15 protein-coding genes are annotated in these 18,245 nt (G+C 71.7%); 7 read left to right on the top strand and 8 right to left on the bottom strand.

Annotated features, from left to right (window positions below; translation table 11 throughout):
* Positions 1 to 37 precede the first annotated feature (37 nt).
* From A3CE_RS0105770 to A3CE_RS0105760, 3 genes are read left to right on the top strand one after another with little or no spacing between them, the layout of a single operon-like run.
* On the top strand, positions 38 to 763 hold the full coding sequence (locus A3CE_RS0105770; protein ID WP_020639119.1) for a (Fe-S)-binding protein: 726 nt from the start codon (positions 38 to 40) through the stop codon (positions 761 to 763).
* Positions 764 to 780: 17 nt separating this feature from the next.
* Positions 781 to 2,229, top strand: coding sequence for a lactate utilization protein B (locus tag A3CE_RS0105765; RefSeq protein ID WP_043791852.1), 1,449 nt, complete (start codon positions 781 to 783; stop codon positions 2,227 to 2,229).
* Positions 2,226 to 2,816 (top strand): LutC/YkgG family protein, encoded by a 591-nt coding sequence (locus A3CE_RS0105760; RefSeq protein ID WP_020639117.1) that lies wholly within the window; start codon positions 2,226 to 2,228, stop codon positions 2,814 to 2,816. Before A3CE_RS0105765 ends, A3CE_RS0105760 begins: the two co-directional genes overlap by 4 nt.
* 50 nt (positions 2,817 to 2,866) lie before the next feature.
* Here A3CE_RS0105760 and A3CE_RS0105755 read toward each other — a convergent pair whose 3' ends face one another.
* A complete protein-coding gene (locus tag A3CE_RS0105755) occupies positions 2,867 to 3,838 on the bottom strand; it encodes an ABC transporter substrate-binding protein (protein WP_020639116.1) in 972 nt (323 codons plus the stop codon).
* A gap of 995 nt (positions 3,839 to 4,833) precedes the next feature.
* Here A3CE_RS0105755 and A3CE_RS0105750 point away from each other — a divergent pair.
* Positions 4,834 to 7,665 (top strand): helix-turn-helix transcriptional regulator, encoded by a 2,832-nt coding sequence (locus A3CE_RS0105750; RefSeq protein WP_020639115.1) that lies wholly within the window; start codon positions 4,834 to 4,836, stop codon positions 7,663 to 7,665.
* Positions 7,666 to 7,667: 2 nt separating this feature from the next.
* On the opposite strand, the gene A3CE_RS0105745 is transcribed toward A3CE_RS0105750, so the two are convergent.
* Together A3CE_RS0105745 and A3CE_RS0105740 are read right to left on the bottom strand one after the other, a co-directional pair.
* Positions 7,668 to 8,816 carry an MFS transporter gene (locus A3CE_RS0105745; protein ID WP_020639114.1) on the bottom strand — a complete coding sequence of 383 codons (1,149 nt, stop codon included), beginning with the start codon at positions 8,814 to 8,816 and terminating at the stop codon, positions 7,668 to 7,670.
* A 195-nt stretch (positions 8,817 to 9,011) separates the two neighbouring features.
* A complete protein-coding gene (locus tag A3CE_RS0105740; RefSeq protein ID WP_020639113.1) occupies positions 9,012 to 9,668 on the bottom strand; it encodes a TetR/AcrR family transcriptional regulator in 657 nt (218 codons plus the stop codon).
* An 87-nt stretch (positions 9,669 to 9,755) separates the two neighbouring features.
* On the opposite strand from A3CE_RS0105740, the gene A3CE_RS0105735 reads away from it, so the two are divergent.
* Complete coding sequence (locus A3CE_RS0105735) at positions 9,756 to 10,559, top strand: SDR family NAD(P)-dependent oxidoreductase (RefSeq protein WP_020639112.1); 804 nt, start codon at positions 9,756 to 9,758, stop codon at positions 10,557 to 10,559.
* Positions 10,560 to 10,562: 3 nt separating this feature from the next.
* On the opposite strand, the gene A3CE_RS0105730 is transcribed toward A3CE_RS0105735, so the two are convergent.
* The 3 genes from A3CE_RS0105730 to A3CE_RS0105720 all read right to left on the bottom strand — a co-directional run bounded on the left by A3CE_RS0105730 (position 10,563) and on the right by A3CE_RS0105720 (position 15,038).
* On the bottom strand, positions 10,563 to 12,854 hold the full coding sequence (locus tag A3CE_RS0105730) for a PKD domain-containing protein (RefSeq protein ID WP_026468193.1): 2,292 nt from the start codon (positions 12,852 to 12,854) through the stop codon (positions 10,563 to 10,565).
* A gap of 121 nt (positions 12,855 to 12,975) precedes the next feature.
* Complete coding sequence (locus A3CE_RS0105725) at positions 12,976 to 13,422, bottom strand: SRPBCC family protein (protein WP_026468192.1); 447 nt, start codon at positions 13,420 to 13,422, stop codon at positions 12,976 to 12,978.
* Between the two features lie 128 nt (positions 13,423 to 13,550).
* The gene (locus tag A3CE_RS0105720) at positions 13,551 to 15,038 is read right to left on the bottom strand and encodes a DUF1996 domain-containing protein (protein ID WP_020639110.1); all 1,488 of its coding nucleotides are present in this window, start codon (positions 15,036 to 15,038) and stop codon (positions 13,551 to 13,553) included.
* 271 nt (positions 15,039 to 15,309) lie between these two features.
* Here A3CE_RS0105720 and A3CE_RS0105715 point away from each other — a divergent pair, with 271 nt between their 5' ends.
* A complete protein-coding gene (locus tag A3CE_RS0105715) occupies positions 15,310 to 15,891 on the top strand; it encodes a hypothetical protein (RefSeq protein ID WP_020639109.1) in 582 nt (193 codons plus the stop codon).
* Between the two features lie 143 nt (positions 15,892 to 16,034).
* Here the strand turns inward: A3CE_RS0105715 and A3CE_RS50235 are convergent, their stop codons facing one another.
* Positions 16,035 to 16,301 (bottom strand): alpha/beta fold hydrolase, encoded by a 267-nt coding sequence (locus A3CE_RS50235; RefSeq protein ID WP_020639108.1) that lies wholly within the window; start codon positions 16,299 to 16,301, stop codon positions 16,035 to 16,037.
* A gap of 198 nt (positions 16,302 to 16,499) precedes the next feature.
* On the opposite strand from A3CE_RS50235, the gene A3CE_RS58355 reads away from it, so the two are divergent.
* The gene (locus A3CE_RS58355) at positions 16,500 to 17,579 is read left to right on the top strand and encodes a 4Fe-4S binding protein (protein ID WP_020639107.1); all 1,080 of its coding nucleotides are present in this window, start codon (positions 16,500 to 16,502) and stop codon (positions 17,577 to 17,579) included.
* 6 nt (positions 17,580 to 17,585) lie between these two features.
* Here A3CE_RS58355 and A3CE_RS0105700 read toward each other — a convergent pair whose 3' ends face one another.
* Positions 17,586 to 18,155 (bottom strand): TetR/AcrR family transcriptional regulator, encoded by a 570-nt coding sequence (locus tag A3CE_RS0105700; RefSeq protein ID WP_020639106.1) that lies wholly within the window; start codon positions 18,153 to 18,155, stop codon positions 17,586 to 17,588.
* Between the last annotated feature and the right edge of the window lie 90 nt (positions 18,156 to 18,245).

The raw sequence follows: 18,245 nt of genomic DNA, 5'->3' as shown, positions 1-18,245 counted from the left end.
CGGCGGCAAGCCGGGGCGGCGCGGGCGGGATGAGCGCATGAAGGTCGCCGTGTTCGTCACCTGCATCAACGACTCGCTCTTCCCGGGCACGGGCAAGGCGGTCTTCCGGCTGCTGCGCCGCCTCGGCGTGGACGCGGACTTCCCGGCGGCGCAGACCTGCTGCGGCCAGCCGATGGTCAACACCGGCTACCTCGACGAGGCCGTGCCGGTGGTCCGCGCGTTCGCGAGCGCGTTCGCCGGTTACGACCACATCGTCACGCCGTCCGGTTCGTGCGCGGGCTCGGCCCGGCACCAGCACGGGCTGGTCGCGCGGCGCGCGGGGGAGCCCGGGCTGGCCGGGGCCGGGCCGAAGGTGTCCGAGCTGAGCGAATTCCTCGTCGACGTGCTCGGCGTGACCGACGTCGGCGCCTACTTCCCGCACCGCGTCACCTACCACCCGACCTGCCACTCGCTGCGCATGCTCGGCGTCGGCGACAAACCGCTGCGGCTGCTGCGGGCGGTGCGCGGGCTCGACCTCGCCGAGCTGCCCGCCGCGGAAGAATGCTGCGGCTTCGGCGGCACGTTCGCCGTGAAGAACGCCGAGACGTCCACCGCCATGGGCGCGGACAAGGCGCGCCACGTAAGGGAAACCGGGGCCGAAGTGCTCGTCGCCGGCGACAATTCGTGCCTGCTGCACGTCGGCGGCCTGCTGTCGCGGCAGCGGTCCGGCGTCCGCGTGCTGCACTTGGCCGACGTGCTGGCTTCGACCGAGGAGGACGCGTGAGCGCCACGTTCGTCGGCATGCCCGCCTTCCCGGCGGCGGCCCGGGAAGCGCTGGCCGACACGCAGCTGCGGCGCAACCTCGCCCACGCCACCGGCACGATCCGCGCCAAGCGCGCGGCCGTCGTCGGCGAGGTCGCCGAGTGGGAGGAGCTGCGCTTGGCGGGCGCCGCGATCAAGGACAACACCCTGCGCCGCCTCGACGAACACCTGCTGACCCTCGAAGCGGCGTTGCAGGCCAGGGGCACGACCGTGCACTGGGCGCGCGACGCCCGGGAGGCCTGCGATGTCGTCGCCCGTATCGCGCGCGACCACGGCGTCGACGAAGTCGTCAAGGTCAAGTCGATGGCGACGCAGGAGATCGGCCTCAACGAAGCCCTCGCCGAGCACGGCGTCACCGCCTGGGAAACCGACCTCGCCGAGCTCATCGTGCAGCTCGGGGACGACCTGCCCAGCCACATCCTGGTGCCGGCGATCCACCGCAACCGCGCGGAGATCCGGGAGATCTTCCGCCGCGAGATGGGCGCGGCGGGCCGTCCCGCGCCCGATGGCCTGACCGACGACCCGGCCGAGCTGGCCGGTGCCGCCCGGCTGCACCTGCGCGAGAAGTTCCTGCGCGCGAAGATGGCCGTCTCCGGCGCGAACTTCGCCGTGGCCGAGAGCGGCACCCTGGTCGTCGTCGAGTCCGAAGGCAACGGCCGGATGTGCCTGACGCTGCCCGAGGTGCTCGTTTCGGTGGTGGGCATCGAAAAGGTCGTGCCGACCTGGGCCGACCTCGACGTGTTCCTCCAGCTCCTGCCGCGCTCGAGCACGGGGGAGCGGATGAACCCCTACACGTCGACCTGGTCGGGCGTGACTCCCGGCGACGGGCCGCGGGAGATGCACGTGGTGCTGCTGGACAACGGCCGCACCCGCGCGCTCGCCGACGAGGTCGGCCGGCAGGCGCTGCGCTGCATCCGCTGCTCGGCGTGCCTGAACGTCTGCCCGGTCTACGAACGCACCGGCGGGCACGCCTACGGCTCGGTCTACCCCGGGCCGATCGGCGCGATCCTCAACCCGCTGCTCAAGGGCGTCGGCGTCGACGAGCAGACCGACTCGCTGCCGTACGCGTCCAGCCTGTGCGGCGCCTGCTTCGAGGCGTGCCCGGTGCGCATCGACATCCCCGAAGTCCTGGTGCACCTTCGGTCCCAGGTGGTCGACGCGCACCGCGGCGGACCACCGAAACCCGAGGCGGTGGCGATGAAAACCGCGTCCTGGGTGCTTTCGGACGCCCGGCGGCTGGGGTTCGCCGAACGCGGGCTGGGGGTCGCGAACCGGGCCCTGACCCGCTTCGGGCGCCGTGTGCTGCCGGGCGGTCGCCGCGCCCTGTCCCGCCTGCCGTGGCCGGGTTCGCTGTGGACGAACTCACGCGATCTGCCCGCCCCGCCGCGTGAGTCGTTCCGGTCCTGGTGGCGAAGGGAAAAGGGATGACCGCGCGCGAGGAGATCCTGGCGGCCGTCCGCGGGGCGCTGCGGGACGCGGACCGGGCCGAAGCCGTGGTCCCGCGCGGGTACCGCTCGGTCGTCGCCGACGCGGACGTCGTCGAGCTGTTCGCCGAGCGCGTGGTCGACTACCGCGCCGCCCTCACGCGGTGCACCACCGCCGAACTTCCGGCGGCCATCCGGTCGGCCCTGGGAACGGCGCGGAAAGTGCTGGTGCCCGAAGGGTTCCCAGCCGACGTCGACGGCTCGTCGCAGGCCGGGACCACAGCGGGGCCGGCCGGGTTCGACGCCGTCGTCACCACGGCCGCGCTCGGGATCGCGACCACCGGCACGATCGTGCTCGACCACGGCCCTGGGCAGGGCAGGCGGGCGCTGAGCCTCGTGCCGGACGTGCACGTGTGCGTCCTCCGGGCGGACCGGATCGTGCCCGGTGTGCCCCACGCCGTGGCCGCGCTGGACCCGGCCCGCCCGCAGACCTGGATCAGCGGCCCGAGCGCAACCAGCGACATCGAGCTGACCCGGGTGGAAGGCGTGCACGGGCCGAGGACCCTGCACGTCATCGTCGTCACGGAGTGAACGAAGGGGCGGGTCGTGATCCGCACCTCGGCCGGCCGGCCCGGGCCGGGTCATCTTCCGGCCTGCGGTCCGATCATCGAGTTCACGTCGATCGGCGACGGGATGGCGCCGAGCTGCAGCAGCAGGTCCGGCACCCGTTGCAGGCGCCGCGCGTCGATGATCGAGCCGTAGCCCGGCAGGGTGAGCAGCTTGGCGGTGTCCTCGTCGATCTTGGCGAACCGCACCAGCAGTGGCTCGACCTTGGCGCGGTCGTTCGTGGCGTCGTGGGTGGCCCGCTGCATCGCCCGCTGGAACGCGGCCAGGGTCTTCGGGTTCTCCCGCACCCACTTCTTCGTCGCGCCGTAGCCGGTCAGCGGGAAGTCCTGGGTCGCGCCGGTGTTGATGTCGACGATGGGGATCGCGCCCGCCGTCTTGGCGGCCTGCGTGATGTAGGGCTCCGGCAGGTACGCGGCGTCGGCCTGGCCCTGCTGCAGTGCCGCGGCGATGTTCGGCAGCGCGATCAGCACCCAATTCACTTTGCCGTAATCCACGTTGTGATCCTGCATGACCGAGCGGGTGAGCAGATCCGACGCGGTGTTCTTTGCCGTGATGGCGATCTTCTTCCCGGCCAGGTCGAAGATTGTTTTCACCGGCGAATTCGGAACCGTGACGATCGCATTGGACTTCGCGTTGACCGACGTCGCGTCGGCGACCAGTTCCATGTCGGCGGCGCCGGTGCTCTTCGCGGTGAAGAACGGGGGATAGGTCGAGAACGCGATGTCGACGTCGCCCGAAATCGCCTTCGTCAGCGAGGCCTGGCCGCTGGCGGCGATGACGGACTCGACGGTGAGGCCCTCGGCTTCGAAGTAGCCGCTGTCCTGGGCCAGCCAGAACGGCGCGAGGTCCGTGGTGGGCAGGATCGAGACCTTCAGTGTCACCTTCTCGAGGCCGCTGCCGCTCGACGAGGCTTTCGGGGTGACCGATCCGAGTGCGCCGCAGCCGGTGACGGCCGTGACGACCGTGACGGCCGCGAGGGCGAGCACAGCGCGCACCCGGATACTGCTTCTGGCAATTCCAAACACGGCCTGCTCCTCGCAGGAGATGACAGTTGGTGTGCCGAATCCAAGGAAGGTTCGTGATTCACTTCCCGGGCGTCAGGCAGGCCACTGTAGGGACACCGGCAGCACTTGACAATGCGTGTCGCGCGCCGGGCCATGGAATTCACCAGAATGGCGGCACGGATTCTTGATCGAAGATCTTGTTTTTCGGGACCGATCTTCGAACGGTGCTACGAATTGCCGCGGCCGAAAGGGGATGGGCCGCTGATTCCCGGGGGAAGGGACGCCGGGGTGGCGGATTCGGGCCGTCGGCCTTCGACGGCGCGCCGGCTGCCGCCCGGCCGGCGGACGGCCGGCGGCGGGCGGACCTCGTCGGTGATCACAGTCGGTCACCGCGGACGTGGAGTGCGGAAAACGTGGCCCGAGAGCGTCGGCCAAAGCGGAAAACAACGAATCAACCGCGGCGCTCCACGACGACGAACCCCGGCGCGTGCACTCCATCGAAATCGGCCCGCGGGTCGCGCCATCGCGGGTGGCCGCCGCCGGACGGGGTGATCTCGGGCCAATTCGCGAACGTCGGCCAGGGAGGCGGGGCGACGGCAGTGCTATCGTCGAAACCATCGAAGGTCCCGCCCCGCGGGGGCGGACCGATCGCGGCCGGAACGCTGTCCTGACCATGGATGCGGCGTGGATTCCCGATGGGGGATCCCGGTCCGCCGGGCCTGACGCTCTCGTTCCCTCTTTCGTCCGGATCGACCGGGCGGCGGTCGGCCCGGGGCGCCGCGTCATTCGTCCGGGCCCGGGCGGGCAGTTGACGAGCCGGCAATGTCAGGTGGCAGAATGACACCGGATCACAAATCGGAACATTTATCGAACGGGATGTTTCCTCGAGGGGAAATCTCGACTACGGGCCCGGCGTGTTCCGGGCTTCCGAAGTGTGCCTCTTGTTGGGGAACAGGTTTTACTTCTAAAATCCCGGTGTGCGACTGCTCACGGACGGTACTGAGCTGCTGGTCGGCCGGGACGGCGAACTGTCCCGGCTGGCTGCTTGGGTCCGTGACGTCGCCGCGGGGCGCGGTCGTGCCGTCCTGGTGGACGGCGAGCCGGGGATCGGCAAGTCCGCGCTGGTCCGCGCCGCCTGCACCGCCGCCGCCGATGCGGGTTGCCAGGTGTACTGGGGCGCCGGCGACGAGCTCGGGCAGGCGCTGCCGCTGCTCCCGCTCCTGGACGCCCTGCGGATCACCCCGGTCACGCGGGATCCCCGCCGTGACGGCATTTCCGAGCTGCTGGGCGGCGGAGCCGTCGCGGACCAGGGCGCCGACCTCGCCGCCGCGGCCGCCGAGCAGCTGGTCGCGCTGGTGGACGAGCTCTGCCAGGACGGGCCGGCCGTGCTGGTCGTCGACGAGCTGCAGTGGGCCGACACCACGACGGTGGCGGTGTGGAGCAGGCTCGCCCGCTCGGTCCGGCAGCTTCCGCTGCTGCTGGTGGGCGTGCTGCGGCCGGTGCCGCGCCGGGACGACCTGCGGTCGCTGTTCCGGATGGTCCGGCCCGCCGAGCGGCTGCGGGTGGGCAGGCTGGCGGAACCGGCGGTGCTCGAGCTGGTGGCCGCCCTGGCCGGCGGCAAGCCGGGTGCCCGGCTGGAGGAGCTGGCCGGCGACGCGGCCGGGAACCCGTTGTACCTCACCGAACTGATCGACGCGCTGGCCAGGAGCTCGTGCCTGGAAGTCGACACCGCCGGCATCGTGGAGCTGACCGGCACGGCCACGCCGGACTCCCTGCCGGAGGCGATCGCCGACCGGCTGGGCTTCCTGTCCGAGGCGGCGCGGACCGTGCTGCGGGCGGCGGCGCTGCTCGGGGACAGCTTCGCGGTCGGGGACCTGGTGACCGTGCGGAACTGCTCGCTCGCCGAGCTGCTGCCCGCCCTCGACGAGGCACGTGCCGCCGGGGTGCTGGTGGCGGCCGGTGACGACCTGGCGTTCCGGCACCCCTTGATCCGCCACGCGTTGTACGACGAGATGCCGGCGGCGGTCCGGGTCGCCTGGCACCAGGACGCGGCGTTGGCACTGGTCGAAGCGAACGCGCCGGTCGAGCGGGTCGCGCGGCAGCTGCTGCCGATGGTGTCCACAACGGACAGCCGGGTGCCGGTGCCGGACTGGGCCGCGCAGTGGCTGCTCAAGGTGGCCACGCCGTTGATCGGCCAGGCACCCGTGGTCGCCGTCGCGCTCCTGAGACGGGCGGTCCGGGACACGCCGCTCGACGACGCCCTGACCGGCGCGCTGGCCGGCCGGCTGGCCGACGCGTACTACCGGGTGGGCAACCTGGCCCAGGCCGAGCGGATCGCCCTCCGCGCCCTGGACCGTGTCCGCGATCCCGACGTGCGCGTCGAACTGCACACGACCGTCCTCCAGTGCCGCGCGACGACCGGCCGCTCCGCCGAGTCCCTCGCCGCGCTGAACGAAGCCTTGACCCAGCCGGGCCTGCAGGCCCCCCACCGCGCCAGGCTGATGGTGCTCATCGCGCGGACGCGCCGGGACCTCGGTGAGATCGCCGCCGCGCACCGAGCCGCTTCCGCGGCCCTGACCGAGCTCGGCTCGGACGAAGACCGCTGGTCGACCGGGTGGGCGCTGCACGTGCTGAGCCTGGTCGCGATGACGCGGGGCGACTGGGCCGGCGCACTGCCGCTGTTCGAGCGCGCGATGGCCGTCGTGCGGGGCGACCCCGAGCTGATCGACCTCACCCTGTTGCTGCGCATCAACCAGTCGGTCACCTTCGGCGCGCTGGACCGCTACACCGACGCGCTCACCGCCGCCGGCCAGGCGCGTGAGCTGGCCGACCGCACCGGCAGCGTCGTGCGGCTGACCGAGGTCCAGAGCGCGCTCGGCCGGTTGCTGCTGGGCGCCGGCCGGTGGGACGACGCGCTGGCCGAGGTGGACGTCGTCGCGGACGAGCGCAAGGACCCGAACGTGGTGTGCTGCGACCGCGGTGTCGCCGCGATCATCCACTTCCACCGCGGCGAGCCGGCCGCGGCCCGCCGGCACCTCGACGTCGCGGCGCTGTACTCCGAACGCATCGGCGACCGGGTCGTGGAACCCCTCGCGCGGGCCCGCAGCCTCGCCTTCGAGCACGCCGGCGCGCCGGATCGGGCGCTCGCCGTGCTGACCGCCGTGCTGGCCCGCGAAGACGCGGGGGAGGACCTGCTGGGGGAGGTCGCCCGGCTGGCCGTGACGGTCGGCGACGAGCGGATCGCGGCGGAGATGGCGGCCCGCGCGCGGGCGATCGCCGCCGAACCCACCGTGTCGCATCGCCGCGCGCTGGCCCTGTACTGCCGCGGCCTGCTCGAGCGGGACGGGACGATGTTGCTGCGTGCCGCCGACGGCTACCGCGACGCGGGCCGGCCGCTCTCCCAGGCGAAGGCCCTGGAAGCCGCCGCGATCGCCTTCGCCGGAGCCCGTGACGAAGACCGCGGCTCGGCGCGGGCGGCCTTCACCCACGCCATCGACGTCTACACGGAGCTGGACGCGCAATGGGACGTGGCGCGGCTGCGCGCCCTGTTCCGGGCGCTGGGCATCCGGCGTGGCCCGACGGTGAAGCACCGCCAGACCACGCGCGGCTGGGACAGCCTCACCCCGACCGAGGGCAGGATCGCGGCCCTCGTGGTCGAAGGCCTGTCGAACCCGCAGATCGCGGCCCGCCTCTACCTGTCCCGGCGCACGGTCGGCACGCACGTTTCGCACATCCTGACCAAGCTCGACGTGCATTCGCGGATCGACATCGCCCGGGAAGCCGCGCGCCACCAGTCCGCCTCGGGCTGAGCTCACACCCCGAGCTCCGGGGCGTCCCCCTGGCGGCGCACGGTGAGCGGGGGCACGACCCGCGGCGCCGCGGTCCGGCGCGTGACGGCGATGTGCCCGCTGTAGACCTGGCCGAGCAGGATCGCCAGGACCAGCAGCAGCGGAGTCCGCCAGCTCCCGGTGTGCGTGTGCAGCCAGCCGCAGGCCAGCACGCCGAAGCCGGCGATGACGTACCCCACGCCCTGGACGACGGCGGACAGCGAGAGCGAGCTGTCCTTGCTGCGCAGCGAGATCGTCGTCAGGACGAACGCGAGCGAACCCATGCCCGTGCCGGTGGCCACGGCCCACAGCCAGGGCGCGGCCGCCGGGGCGAGGAGCAGGCCGGTCACCCCGATGACGTTGGGCGTGGCCAGCGTGATGACGAGCAGGGTCTGGTTGCGCCACCGGCGCGTCCAGCCCGGAACCAGCAGCATCATGGGCAACCCCATGGCCATCGACAGCGCGAGGCACCCGCCCGCCGTCGTCGCCGGGACTCCGGCGCCGCGCAGGATGCCGGGGAGCCAGCCCATGACCAGGAACGTCACCGTCGAAATGAGTCCGAAGTGGATGGTCAGCGCGAAAGCGGGCGTCGCCCCGGAGGTCCGCTGCGGCGCCGGGAATTCGCCGGGCATGCGCTGCCACGCCTGCAGGGCCAGCAGCCCCACGATGGCCCACAGGCCGAGGGCGGCCCGCCACGACGACGACATGACGACCGCGGGGGTGACCAGCGCACCGGCGGTGCTGCCGAGCCCGAGTCCGAAGGTGAAGGCGGCGGACCCCTTGGCCAGCAGCGGCAGGATGGTGCCGAGCACGGCGATGGACAGGCACGCCAGCGCCGTCCCGGTCAGCAGTGGCGCGGCGCCTCCGAGGACGCGCCCGGACAGCGACAGCACCAGCCCGGCGAGGGCCACGGCGACGGTCCGGTAGGTCCCCAGCCGGCCGCACAGCCAGGGCGTTGCCCAGCCGCCGAGCCCGATCGCCCACAGGGGCAACGCGACGAGCACCGCGGCGACGAGGCCACCGGCGACCGAGATGTCCGGCAGGGCCGCACCCAGGCTGGTCACGGCAGGCCGCAGGTTGATGGCCAGAAGGAAGATCACGAGAGTGGAGACGGTGGTGGTAGCACGGGACATCGCTCCTCCTCGGGTTTCGAGGCCGGAGCGTCATGACTCCGTAGAACAATGTTTCGTGGTAAGCGGCCGACAGACATCGGTCACCTGACGGATGGCCGAAGTTGCTTGTCGCTCAACGGTTCTAAGGTGTCCTGACGGCCATGCGGATGGGCGTGCATCGGCACGTCCGGAGTAATCGCCGGGCCGGAGTAATCCCTACGCGCCGGGTCGGGGCCGGGCGCCGCGGAGGCCGGCCTCGGCGAAGGCGAGCACTTCGTCCACGAGGGGGGACAGGTCGCTCGCCGCCGACCGCGCCTGAGCCTGGCCTTCGCGTGTCACGTAGATCTCGCGGAGGCCGGTGACGACGGTGGCGGCGGTGAGCCGGGGGAGCAGGGCGTCCGCCGGCAGGCCGAGGTCTTCGGCGATGCCCTCGGCTATCGGAAGTTCGAGGTCGCGGTAACCGGCGCGGGCGCGGCCGCGGAGGTCGTCGTCGGCCATGAGCAGCCGCGCGCGGAGGGCGCGGCGTTGCCAGATCAGGCCGGGGTCCACGCCCGAGTCGTGGTCGCGCTCGTCGAGTTCGCGCATGGTCGCGTGCATCCAGCCGCGGACCGCGTCGAGCGTGGTGTCCGGCTTTCGCTCGCGCAGCCACCGTTCGAGCGACTCCGCGGTGAACGGGTCGTCGGCGAAGAGCAGGTCGTCCTTGGCCGGGAAGTGCAGCGTGACCGTGCGGGTCGCGACGTCGGCACGCGCGGCGATCTGCGCGATCGTCGTTTCCCGGTAGCCCTGGCTCGCGAAGAGGTCCAGGGCCGCTTCCTGGATCCGGGCCCGGGTCTGGGCCTTCTTGCGCTCACGGCGGCCATCGCTCACGGTCATGGCCACGACTCTACCACTCGATGCATTAATGCAGTCCATGCTACTGTTAGCTCAGGACGTAGAAATTCGAACAGGAAGGTACGTGTCGTGACGAAGAGCTGGTTCATCACCGGGACTTCCAAGGGCTTCGGCCGGGAGTGGGCCGAAGCGGCGCTCGAGCGTGGTGACCGGGTCGCGGCCACCGCCCGGGACGCCGAGAGCCTGCGTCCGCTCGTGGAGCGGTACGGCGACGCCGTGCTGCCCCTGCGGCTGGACGTCACCGACCGCGCCGCCGCCGTCGACGCGGTGCAGCGGGCGGCGGCCGAGTTCGGTTCACTGGACGTGCTGGTGAACAACGCCGGTTACGGGCACTTCGGGATGGTCGAGGAGCTCACCGAGGAGGAGGTCCGCGCGGAGCTCGAGACGAACTTCTTCGGCACGCTCTGGCTGACCCAGGCGGCGCTGCCGATCATGCGACGGCAGGGGCGTGGCCGGATCATCCAGGTCACCAGTGAAGGCGGCATCCGCGCGTTCCCCGGCATCGGTGCCTACCACGCGTCGAAGTGGGCCGTGGAAGGGCTTTCGGAGTCCCTGCGGCAGGAGGTCGCGTCGTTCGGGATCGACGTCATCTGCCTGGAGCCCGGCCCGTACCGGACGGACTTCGGGGGTGGCAGTGTCCGGCAAAGCGCGCCGGACCCGGACTACGACGGGGTTCGCGAGGCGGGCCGGATCGAGTGGGACCTCGGCGATCCGCGGGCGACCCGGGCGCCGCTGCTGGAGCTCGCGGACACCGACGACCCGCCGCACCGGATGTTCTTCGGCAAGTCCCTCACAGCGGTCGAAGCCGAGTACCAGGAGCGGCTGGCCGGGTGGCGGAAGTGGGAGCCGCTCGCGCTGGCCGCGTTCGGCTGAGGGTCACGCGCCGATCCGCGGGCCGATCCAGGACGCCCAGTCCTGTCCGGCGGACGCGCCCGCCTCGATCCGGAGCCGGATCTGCGTGGCCCCCGCGTGGGCGGAGAGGTCGGCGTCGATCTGGCGCATGACCCGGTCCGCCGAGGTGTCGCGCACCCGGGCGACGTCGGTGGCCGCTCCGCCGGGCCCGATGACCGACACCACAAAAGTCGCGTCGCCGGCTTCGTTCGGGTTGCACCAGACGAAACCGATCTTCGAGCGGAAGTGGTCGCCCGCGGCGATCGGCCGGGGCAAGGTGTAGACGCCGTTGATGAAGCCGTTGTCCACCCACTGCGGATGGGTCTCCAGGTACGGGTCCGGCGCGGTGCCGTCCTCCAGCGCACAGCCGCCTTCGGTCCGCCCGTGCCGGGTGAGCGCGAAACCGCGGGCGTCGCCGTCGTTGCCGTTGAACGGCAGGGTGCCCGCGCCGGTGGTCCAGCTCGCGCCGGCAGCGCGGGCCATCAGGTCGACCGGAGCGGGCTTGCCACTGGAAACCGTGATCGTGACCTGGGTCCGCGGTGCCGCGCTCGTGCCGCCCTTCGGCGTCTGGGCGAGGACGACCCCGGCGGGGACGGTGTTGCTGGCGCTGCGGGTCACGACCGGAACGAGGTTCGCCGCGGTGAGGGCACCGCGCGCGCCCGCCTCGGGCATGCCGACGACGTCCGGCACGGTGACCGACGGCGGCGGCGTGACCTGCACGCTCGCCGACGTCGCCGCTTCCTGCCCGTCCACGGTCGCCCGCACGCTCACCTGGTAGGTCTTCTCGGTGGTCCAGTGGTGCGTGACGGTCACGCCGTCCGCCTGGCTGCCGTCCCCGAAGTCCCACCGCGCGGTGACCGGCGCGCCGCCCGCCGCGTTGTCGACGCGCAGCGAAATGTCCTCGCCCGGCTGCGGAGTCGTCTTCGACAGGGTGACCCGCAGGTCCGGTGCCACGGCCGGCGGACCGGTCGGGGGGACGCCGGTCGTCGGGACGCCGGTCGCGGGCGGGACCGGGTCCGGCCCGGTCGGCGTGCCCGGGACACCGGTGGGTGGCGCCGGTACCGACGTCGGCGTCGTTCCCGGCGGGGTCTGGTCCGGAGGCGGTTGCTGCCCGCTCGGCGTCGGCGGTACCGAGGGAACGGGGTGGTCGTCGTGGAGGCCCTTGTGCGGGTCCGCCGGGTCGTACTTCGCGATCGGGCGAACGCCGCCGTCGAGGCGGATCACCCCGGCGCGCTCGCTGGCGGGGTCGTTGAAGAAGACGATCCCGTCGCGGTTGAAGAGCTGGAACGGCGCCGGCGGGGTGAGCACCTTCGACCGGGCGAGCACCGACGGGTGCGTGAGGTCGACGATGGTGACCTGGCCGGTGGAGTAGTCCGGAACGAACAGCCGGTCGCCGGCTTCGACGGCCGCGCCGAGCCGCCGGTCGGCCGCGTCGAGCGGGACGACGGTGTCACAGGTCGCGGCGCCGAGGTCGCAGATGTCGAGCAGGCCCCGCGAGACGACGACGTACACCCGGTCGTGGTGCGGGGAACCGCTCACCTGGACGGTGTCGTCGGGGCGCAGGTCGAGCGGGATGGTGGCGGCGACCTCGCCGGTCACCGGGGAGACGCTGGTGGCGGTCCGCGCGCCTGGGCTGACCACCACGAGCAGGCCGCCGGCGGCGGCGAGGACGTTCCGGCCGGGCGGGACCAGCCCGCGGTGCGTGGTGCGGGTCCCGCCCGCGATCCAGGTCAGGTCGCCGGTCGCGTCGTCGACGGTCCAGAGCCGGTCGGCGTCGTCGAGGGCGGCGGTGCCCGCGGTCAGCCGCGCCGCCAGGGACAGCGGGGCGCCGCGCGGGGCCAGGGTGAGCGGGTCGCGGCCGGCCAGCAGCCCGCGCTGAGTGTCCAAAGTGTACAGAGTGTCGGTGCCGGCGAACGCGGTCAGCCCGTCGCGGGCCTGGTCGATCGGGGTGACCGGCGCGGCGGGTTCGAAGGTCGCGCCGTCGACCCGGCGCACGGTGCCCGCGCTGCGGTCGACGGCGTAGGCGGTCGAGTCCCGCTGGACGACGTCGAGCGCGTGCCCGGGCGGGCCGACCTGCACCTGCGCCGCGACCTCGGCCGAGGTCCCGTCGAGCAGGCTCACCTGACCGACACCGGAGGAAGCCAGCCAGGCTGAGCCCGACCGCATCCGGACGTCTTGGGCGGGGTAGCCGTGCCCGGTCCCGGCGACGACGAGCCCGCCCACCGCGACCACGGCGGCACCCAGGAACACGCTCGCGCGCGCGAGTCGGCCCCGCATGGCTCACCACCCCCTCACCCCTCACCCCGAAAACCCGAGCCGGACCGGACGGCGTATTCGTTGGTCTTTTTCCTTTTTCCGTTTCGGGAACGGCCACCAGGATACGGGATTTCCGGCACGGTCACGCCCGGGTTTGTTCCAGGAGTGTCTTGAGGGTGGCCAGGTCCTTCCGGTTGGCCCGGCGCATCGCCGCGGCCAGCACCGGCGCGCTGATCGCCGAAAAGCCTTTCGGCTCACCGCGGTTGCGCAATGTCATGCGTGTGCTCGTGTTCCCGTGTTCGGTGAAGGTGTAGGTCGTCTCCATCGGGAACGGGCCTTGGGCGGTCCGCATGACCAGCCGCTCGCCCGGGACCAGGTCGGCGATCTCGTAGGTGTAGGCCAGCCGGCGCCCGAGGAACCGCGCGACGAACGCGAGGCGGGAGCCCACGCCCAGCGGTGCGGGAGTCTCCCACTCTACGGACTCGATGTTGGCGTACCACTCGGGCGCGTGGGTGGGGTCGATCGTGTACCCGGCGACCTGGTCGCGGGGAAGGCCGATCACGATCTCGGTCCGCACATCGACAGTCATTCCTGCCTCCGCCTGGTGAAACCCCGGCTTTCCGGGGCGATTCACCCTACTCGCGACCCGGCCGCCCGGCCCGCCGACGGTGCCCGCCGTGGGGATGGACGACGGCGGGCACCCGATCGGCCGGCGGGTCAGGCGTTGCAGGTCTTGTTGCGGTTGACGCAGTTGACGACCTGGTTCATGAGGCGCTGCGACATGACGTTGGCGAAGTCGTCGTGGTCGGACAGCGGGTTGTGGTCTTCCTGCGGGAACGAGTCCACTTTGTATTGTTTCTTGACCTGGATGTCGTGCGGGATGTCGTAGACGAGCGTGATCCGCAGCTGGGGGATGGCGGTGAAGCCTGCTGCGCACCGGCCGTTCTTGTCGGGGAAGACGATGTGGGTGCGGTGGTTGGCGCTGTCGGTGTTCTTGCCGTCCCAGCAGCTGGGGAAGGTGTGGATCCGTTCGACCTTGCTGCCTTCGGGGCAGATGGGGTACTTGTCGGTGAGGCGGTTTTCGAGGCCGGTGCAGGTCCACGCCGGGCGGGTGTTCTTGGTGCCGTTGATCGACGGCTTGGCGTCGCCGGTGAGGGCGCGCAGGAACTTCGGCATCGCGGTGACCTGGCCGGCCGGGCTGCCGCGGAAGGTGATGCCGACCTTCGCCGGGCGCTGGATCGCTCCGTCGTTGTCGGGCAGTTCGTTGTTGGCGTCCGCGCCGGGCAGCGGCTTGGCCGTCGCGCCGCCGTTGTTCCCGCCGTTGTTGCCGCCTGCCTGGGCCGCGCCGCCGGGGGCGCCGCCGCCGTTGCTCACTCCGCTGCCGCCGCTGCCGGCCTGGTCCCGCAGCTTGCAGGGGGCGAGGGCGTCGAGACCCTGGGGTTTGGCGGCGGTGCGGCCGATGGCGATGGCCATCCGGTCGATGGTGGCGACGCGTTTGTCCTTGAGCGGACCGAGGATGGCGTTCTGGACGAAGTCGGGCCCGCCTTGGCCCCGGGTGCTGACCACCCGCTTGTTGGCTTCGTCGAGCTGGGTGTCGAGCAGGTCGAGGTTGCGGTTGACTTCGGCCATCGCGGAATCGGGGACGTCGGGGAGCTTGCTGGCGACGTCCGGGCAGGTGATCACCGGGCTGACGCCGGCCTGGGCGGCCTGGTCGCGGTCGCCGTCGGGCGACTTCGCGGGCGGGTTCTTTTCTTCGTCGCCGGTGTCGATGCGCACGACCGGCCAGAAGTAGGCGGATTTGTCGCCGTTTTTGCAGGTGGTCCCGGCGGCGTCGAGGCTCTTGTTGTTCGAATTGGCGTTGGACGAGAGGTTGCCGACGTAGTCGTGCAGGTGCTGGGCGCCGTTGCGGATGCCGGGCTGGGCGACGAAGTTGTCGGGGTTGAAGTGCTGGTTCTCGTTCCGTCCGCAGTCGACGGTGAAGGTGCCGGTGGACGCGCCGCGGGAGTTCGCGGGTTCGGCGTTGTTCGGCTTGACCTTCATGATGTCGATGTAGAGCGCCGGGTCGGCCTCGTCGGCGCTGGCTTTGCCGGGTTCGCCGAACGTGGTCGAAATCGCGATCCCGCCGGCGGCGACGGCGAGCGCGAGGGCGCCGGTCGCGATTTTTGTCCGCTGGGAAATGCGATGCTTTCCCGTCTTCTGGGGCATGAGTCGACTCCGATGCGGGGAATGGGAAAAGAGAATCCGCAGTTTGCGGGACGCCGGTAATCGTGACGGCGTGCGGTCCCGATGTCCAGTGCCCGGTGGTCCCGCGAAATAGTTCGGAAATGTGTTGAACCGAGGCGAACCGGTGGACGTGTACCCGAGTGGAGCCCGAGCTGTGCCCCGCGGCCGGACGGAACCTGCGCGGTCGTGGACGTAAGAGTTCTCTAACCTCGTGACCGCCCGATCGCCGGCCTGCCGCAGCTATGGTCGCCCGGTGATCGAGTCACGATGGCAGCGCGGTGCCTTCTTCGCCGCCCCGGGTCTTCTGCTCGCGGGCTTCGGCGCGGTGCACCCCGCGTACCTCGACGCGGCGACCGCCGGCTGGTGGACGTCGTTGCACGTCATCCTGTTGCCGGTCTTTCCGCTGCTCGCGGGAGCGCAGTGGCTCTTGCTGGCCTCGGCGCCACGCTGGCTGCGGTGGCCCGGACGGCTGGCCGCGTTCGCCTTCGCGGCTTTCTACGGCGGCCTCGACGCCGTCGCGGGGATCGCCGCGGGCACGGTGGTGCACGCGCAGCACGGCGCCACGCCGGTGGCCGGTGCCGTCTTCGGGATCGGCGACCTGCTCGGGTTGATCGGCTCGGCCTGCTTCCTCGCCGCCGGCGTCGCGATCGTCGCCGCGGCCGCCATGCGGGTGCGGTGGCGGGCGGCGCCGGGCGCGGTGCTCCTCCTGCTCGCGAGCGTGTCGTTCTTGGACAGTCACATTTTCTGGCCGCGTGGTGTGTTCACGATGATCGGAGTGGCCGCGGGAATGTTTTTGCTGGCCCTGGTCCTCCCGCTCGCCGGAGGTCTTGAATGACTCATTCAGGACCTCCGAAGACCTGAATGAGTCATTCAAGACACCGTCGCCTTGCCAGCGTTCGCGGAATTCCTCGAACGGCAGGTCGACCCTGGCTTCGAGCCGGCGCACCTGGTGCGTGACAACGCGAGTCCGGCCGGTCATCACGCCGCCGCGTTCAGCAGGCCGGCCAGGACGTCGGGCCGTTCCAGGGCGATGAAGTGGCCGGCGCCCGGCACCTGCGTGAATTCGGCGTCGGGCAGCAGGTCCTTGTTGGCCGCCCGGTCCGAGGGCCGCGACCAGTCCTGCTCGCCGTAGACGAGGTGGATGGGGGCCTTGACTTCCGGGTAGCGGGAGCGGGCCGCGTTGAGGCCGGGCAGGTTCCGGTAGACACCCCGGGCGACGGCCGGGTAGCCGGGACGGCGGCCCACCTGGAGGAGTTCGTCCAGGTAGTCCTCGCGCAGGGCGCTCTTGTCGCCGAGGCCGCCGAAGGAAACCGTTCGGTTTTCATCATCGTAAACCGATCGGTTTCAGGACGGCAAGTGGTGCTACCGTGGGCCGGGTGATCGGAAACCGATCGGTTTACGCTCGGAGGTGCGCAGGGCGCTCCGGGCAGGGGAGGAGACCGGATGACTGCCGTACATGCCGAAGGGGATCCGAAGCTGCCGGCGAAGCTGGCCGCGCACCCGTCGGTGCGGGCCGTGCTCGCCCGGCGCCGGGCCGGTGACGCCGCGAGCCCGCCGGCGGTGATCGACGCGGCCTGGCTGCGCGAGCTGTGCCTGGCCGCCGGTGCGGACGACGTCGGCGCGGTCAGCCTGGACCACCCCGACCTGGCGGGGGAGCGCACGTACGTGCAGGCCGCGTTGCCCGGCACCCGCACCCTGGTCGCCATGGCGTTCCGGATGAACCGCGACAACTGCCGCTCGACGGCCCGCAGCGTGGCCAACCAGGAGTTCCACCAGACCGGCGAACAGGCCGACCACACCGCCCGGAGTGTCACCCGGGCGCTGCAGGACGCCGGTTACCGCGCGCTCAACCCGTCGGTCGGCTTCCCGCAGGAGATGGACCGCTTCGGCACGGATCGGATCTGGGTGGTGGCGCACAAGACGGTCGCGGTGGCCGCCGGGCTCGGGGTGATGGGGCTGCACCGCAACGTCATCCACCCGAAGTTCGGCAGCTTCGTGCTGCTGGTCACCGTCCTGGTCGACGCCGAGGTGAGCGAGTACGGGCAGGCGCTGGACTACAACCCCTGCATCGACTGCAAGCTGTGCGTCACCGCCTGCCCGGTCGGCGCGATCGGCAAGGACGGCGAGTTCGACGGCCTGGCCTGCACCACGCACAACTACCGCGAGTTCATGAGCGGGTTCACCGACTGGGTGCAGACCGTGGCCGACAGCGAGGACGCCGCCGACTACCGCTCCCGGGTGACCGACGCGGAAAGCGCCTCCATGTGGCAGAGCCTGAGCTCCCCGCCGGGCTACAAATCGGGCTACTGCGTGGCCGTCTGCCCCGCCGGGGAAGACGTCCTGGGCCCGTACCTCGAAGACCGCAAGGCCTTCATGAACACCGTGCTGCGCCCGCTGCAGGACAAGACCGAGACCCTGTACGTCATGCCGGGCTCCCGCGCGCAGGAGTACGCCGAGCGCCGGTTCCCGCACAAGCCGACCAAGGAGGTCAGCGGCGGCTGGCGGCCCCCGGCCTCCTCCTGAGGGAGGTCAGCGCAGGCCGGCCGCGTCGAGCAGGGTGGCCAGGGTCGGCGCGATGAGCCCCTTCAGGTCGTCGACGCCGATCCCGGCCCGGGCGCTTGCGCCGTCGAAGACCAGGATGAGCTGCCGGGCCAGCAGGTCGGGGTCGCTCACCCCACCCCGTTCGGCCTCGGTGCGGAAGAACGTCATCAGGTTCCGCTTGATCCGGCGGGCCACGCGGCTCGCGGGGTGCCGCGAATCCTTGAGCTCGATCTGCACGGCCAGGTAGCGGCAGCCGTGGAACCCGGGAGCCGCCGCCTGCGCCGCCAGTTGCCGGAAGACGTGCAGGATCCGCTCACGGGGTGAGCGGCCGTCGTCCGCCGGGGGCAGGAGGCTCGCCACGAAGGCGGGTGCACCCTCCTTGAGGCTCGCCGCCAGCAGCTCGTCCTTGCTTTCGAACAGCTGGTACAGGGACCGCTTCGACACCCCGGCCGCCTTGCACAGCGCCTCGACGCCGATGCCGACGCCGTCCCGGTAGGTGAGTGTGGCCGCGGCCTCCAGAAGCCGCTCCCGGGAGCTCGGTTTCGCCTCGATCGTCACTCTGCGAGGTTAGCCCGGTTTCGGCCGGAGGAAAACCGATCGGTTTCGTCGTGTCGGAATCCCTGTCACGCGTTGCGGACCGCGGCGGCT

Source organism: Amycolatopsis balhimycina FH 1894, from assembly GCF_000384295.1.
In the GTDB taxonomy this organism is placed as follows: Bacteria; Actinomycetota; Actinomycetes; order Mycobacteriales; family Pseudonocardiaceae; genus Amycolatopsis; species Amycolatopsis balhimycina.
The sequence above is the reverse complement of the archived record's forward strand: the minus strand, read 5'-3'. Positions and strand labels throughout refer to the sequence as shown.

What these genes read in the sequence shown, in the direction of transcription:
- A3CE_RS0105770 (WP_020639119.1), top strand. Translation starts at nt 38, where the DNA reads ATGAAGGTCGCCGTGTTCGTCACCTGCATCAACGACTCGCTCTTCCCG.
- A3CE_RS0105765 (WP_043791852.1), top strand. Translation starts at nt 781, where the DNA reads ATGCCCGCCTTCCCGGCGGCGGCCCGGGAAGCGCTGGCCGACACGCAG.
- A3CE_RS0105760 (WP_020639117.1), top strand. Translation starts at nt 2,226, where the DNA reads ATGACCGCGCGCGAGGAGATCCTGGCGGCCGTCCGCGGGGCGCTGCGG.
- A3CE_RS0105745 (WP_020639114.1), bottom strand. Translation starts at nt 8,816, where the DNA reads ATGTCCCGTGCTACCACCACCGTCTCCACTCTCGTGATCTTCCTTCTG.
- A3CE_RS0105740 (WP_020639113.1), bottom strand. Translation starts at nt 9,668, where the DNA reads ATGACCGTGAGCGATGGCCGCCGTGAGCGCAAGAAGGCCCAGACCCGG.
- A3CE_RS0105730 (WP_026468193.1), bottom strand. Translation starts at nt 12,854, where the DNA reads ATGCGGGGCCGACTCGCGCGCGCGAGCGTGTTCCTGGGTGCCGCCGTG.
- A3CE_RS0105725 (WP_026468192.1), bottom strand. Translation starts at nt 13,422, where the DNA reads ATGACTGTCGATGTGCGGACCGAGATCGTGATCGGCCTTCCCCGCGAC.
- A3CE_RS0105720 (WP_020639110.1), bottom strand. Translation starts at nt 15,038, where the DNA reads ATGCCCCAGAAGACGGGAAAGCATCGCATTTCCCAGCGGACAAAAATC.
- A3CE_RS58355 (WP_020639107.1), top strand. Translation starts at nt 16,500, where the DNA reads ATGACTGCCGTACATGCCGAAGGGGATCCGAAGCTGCCGGCGAAGCTG.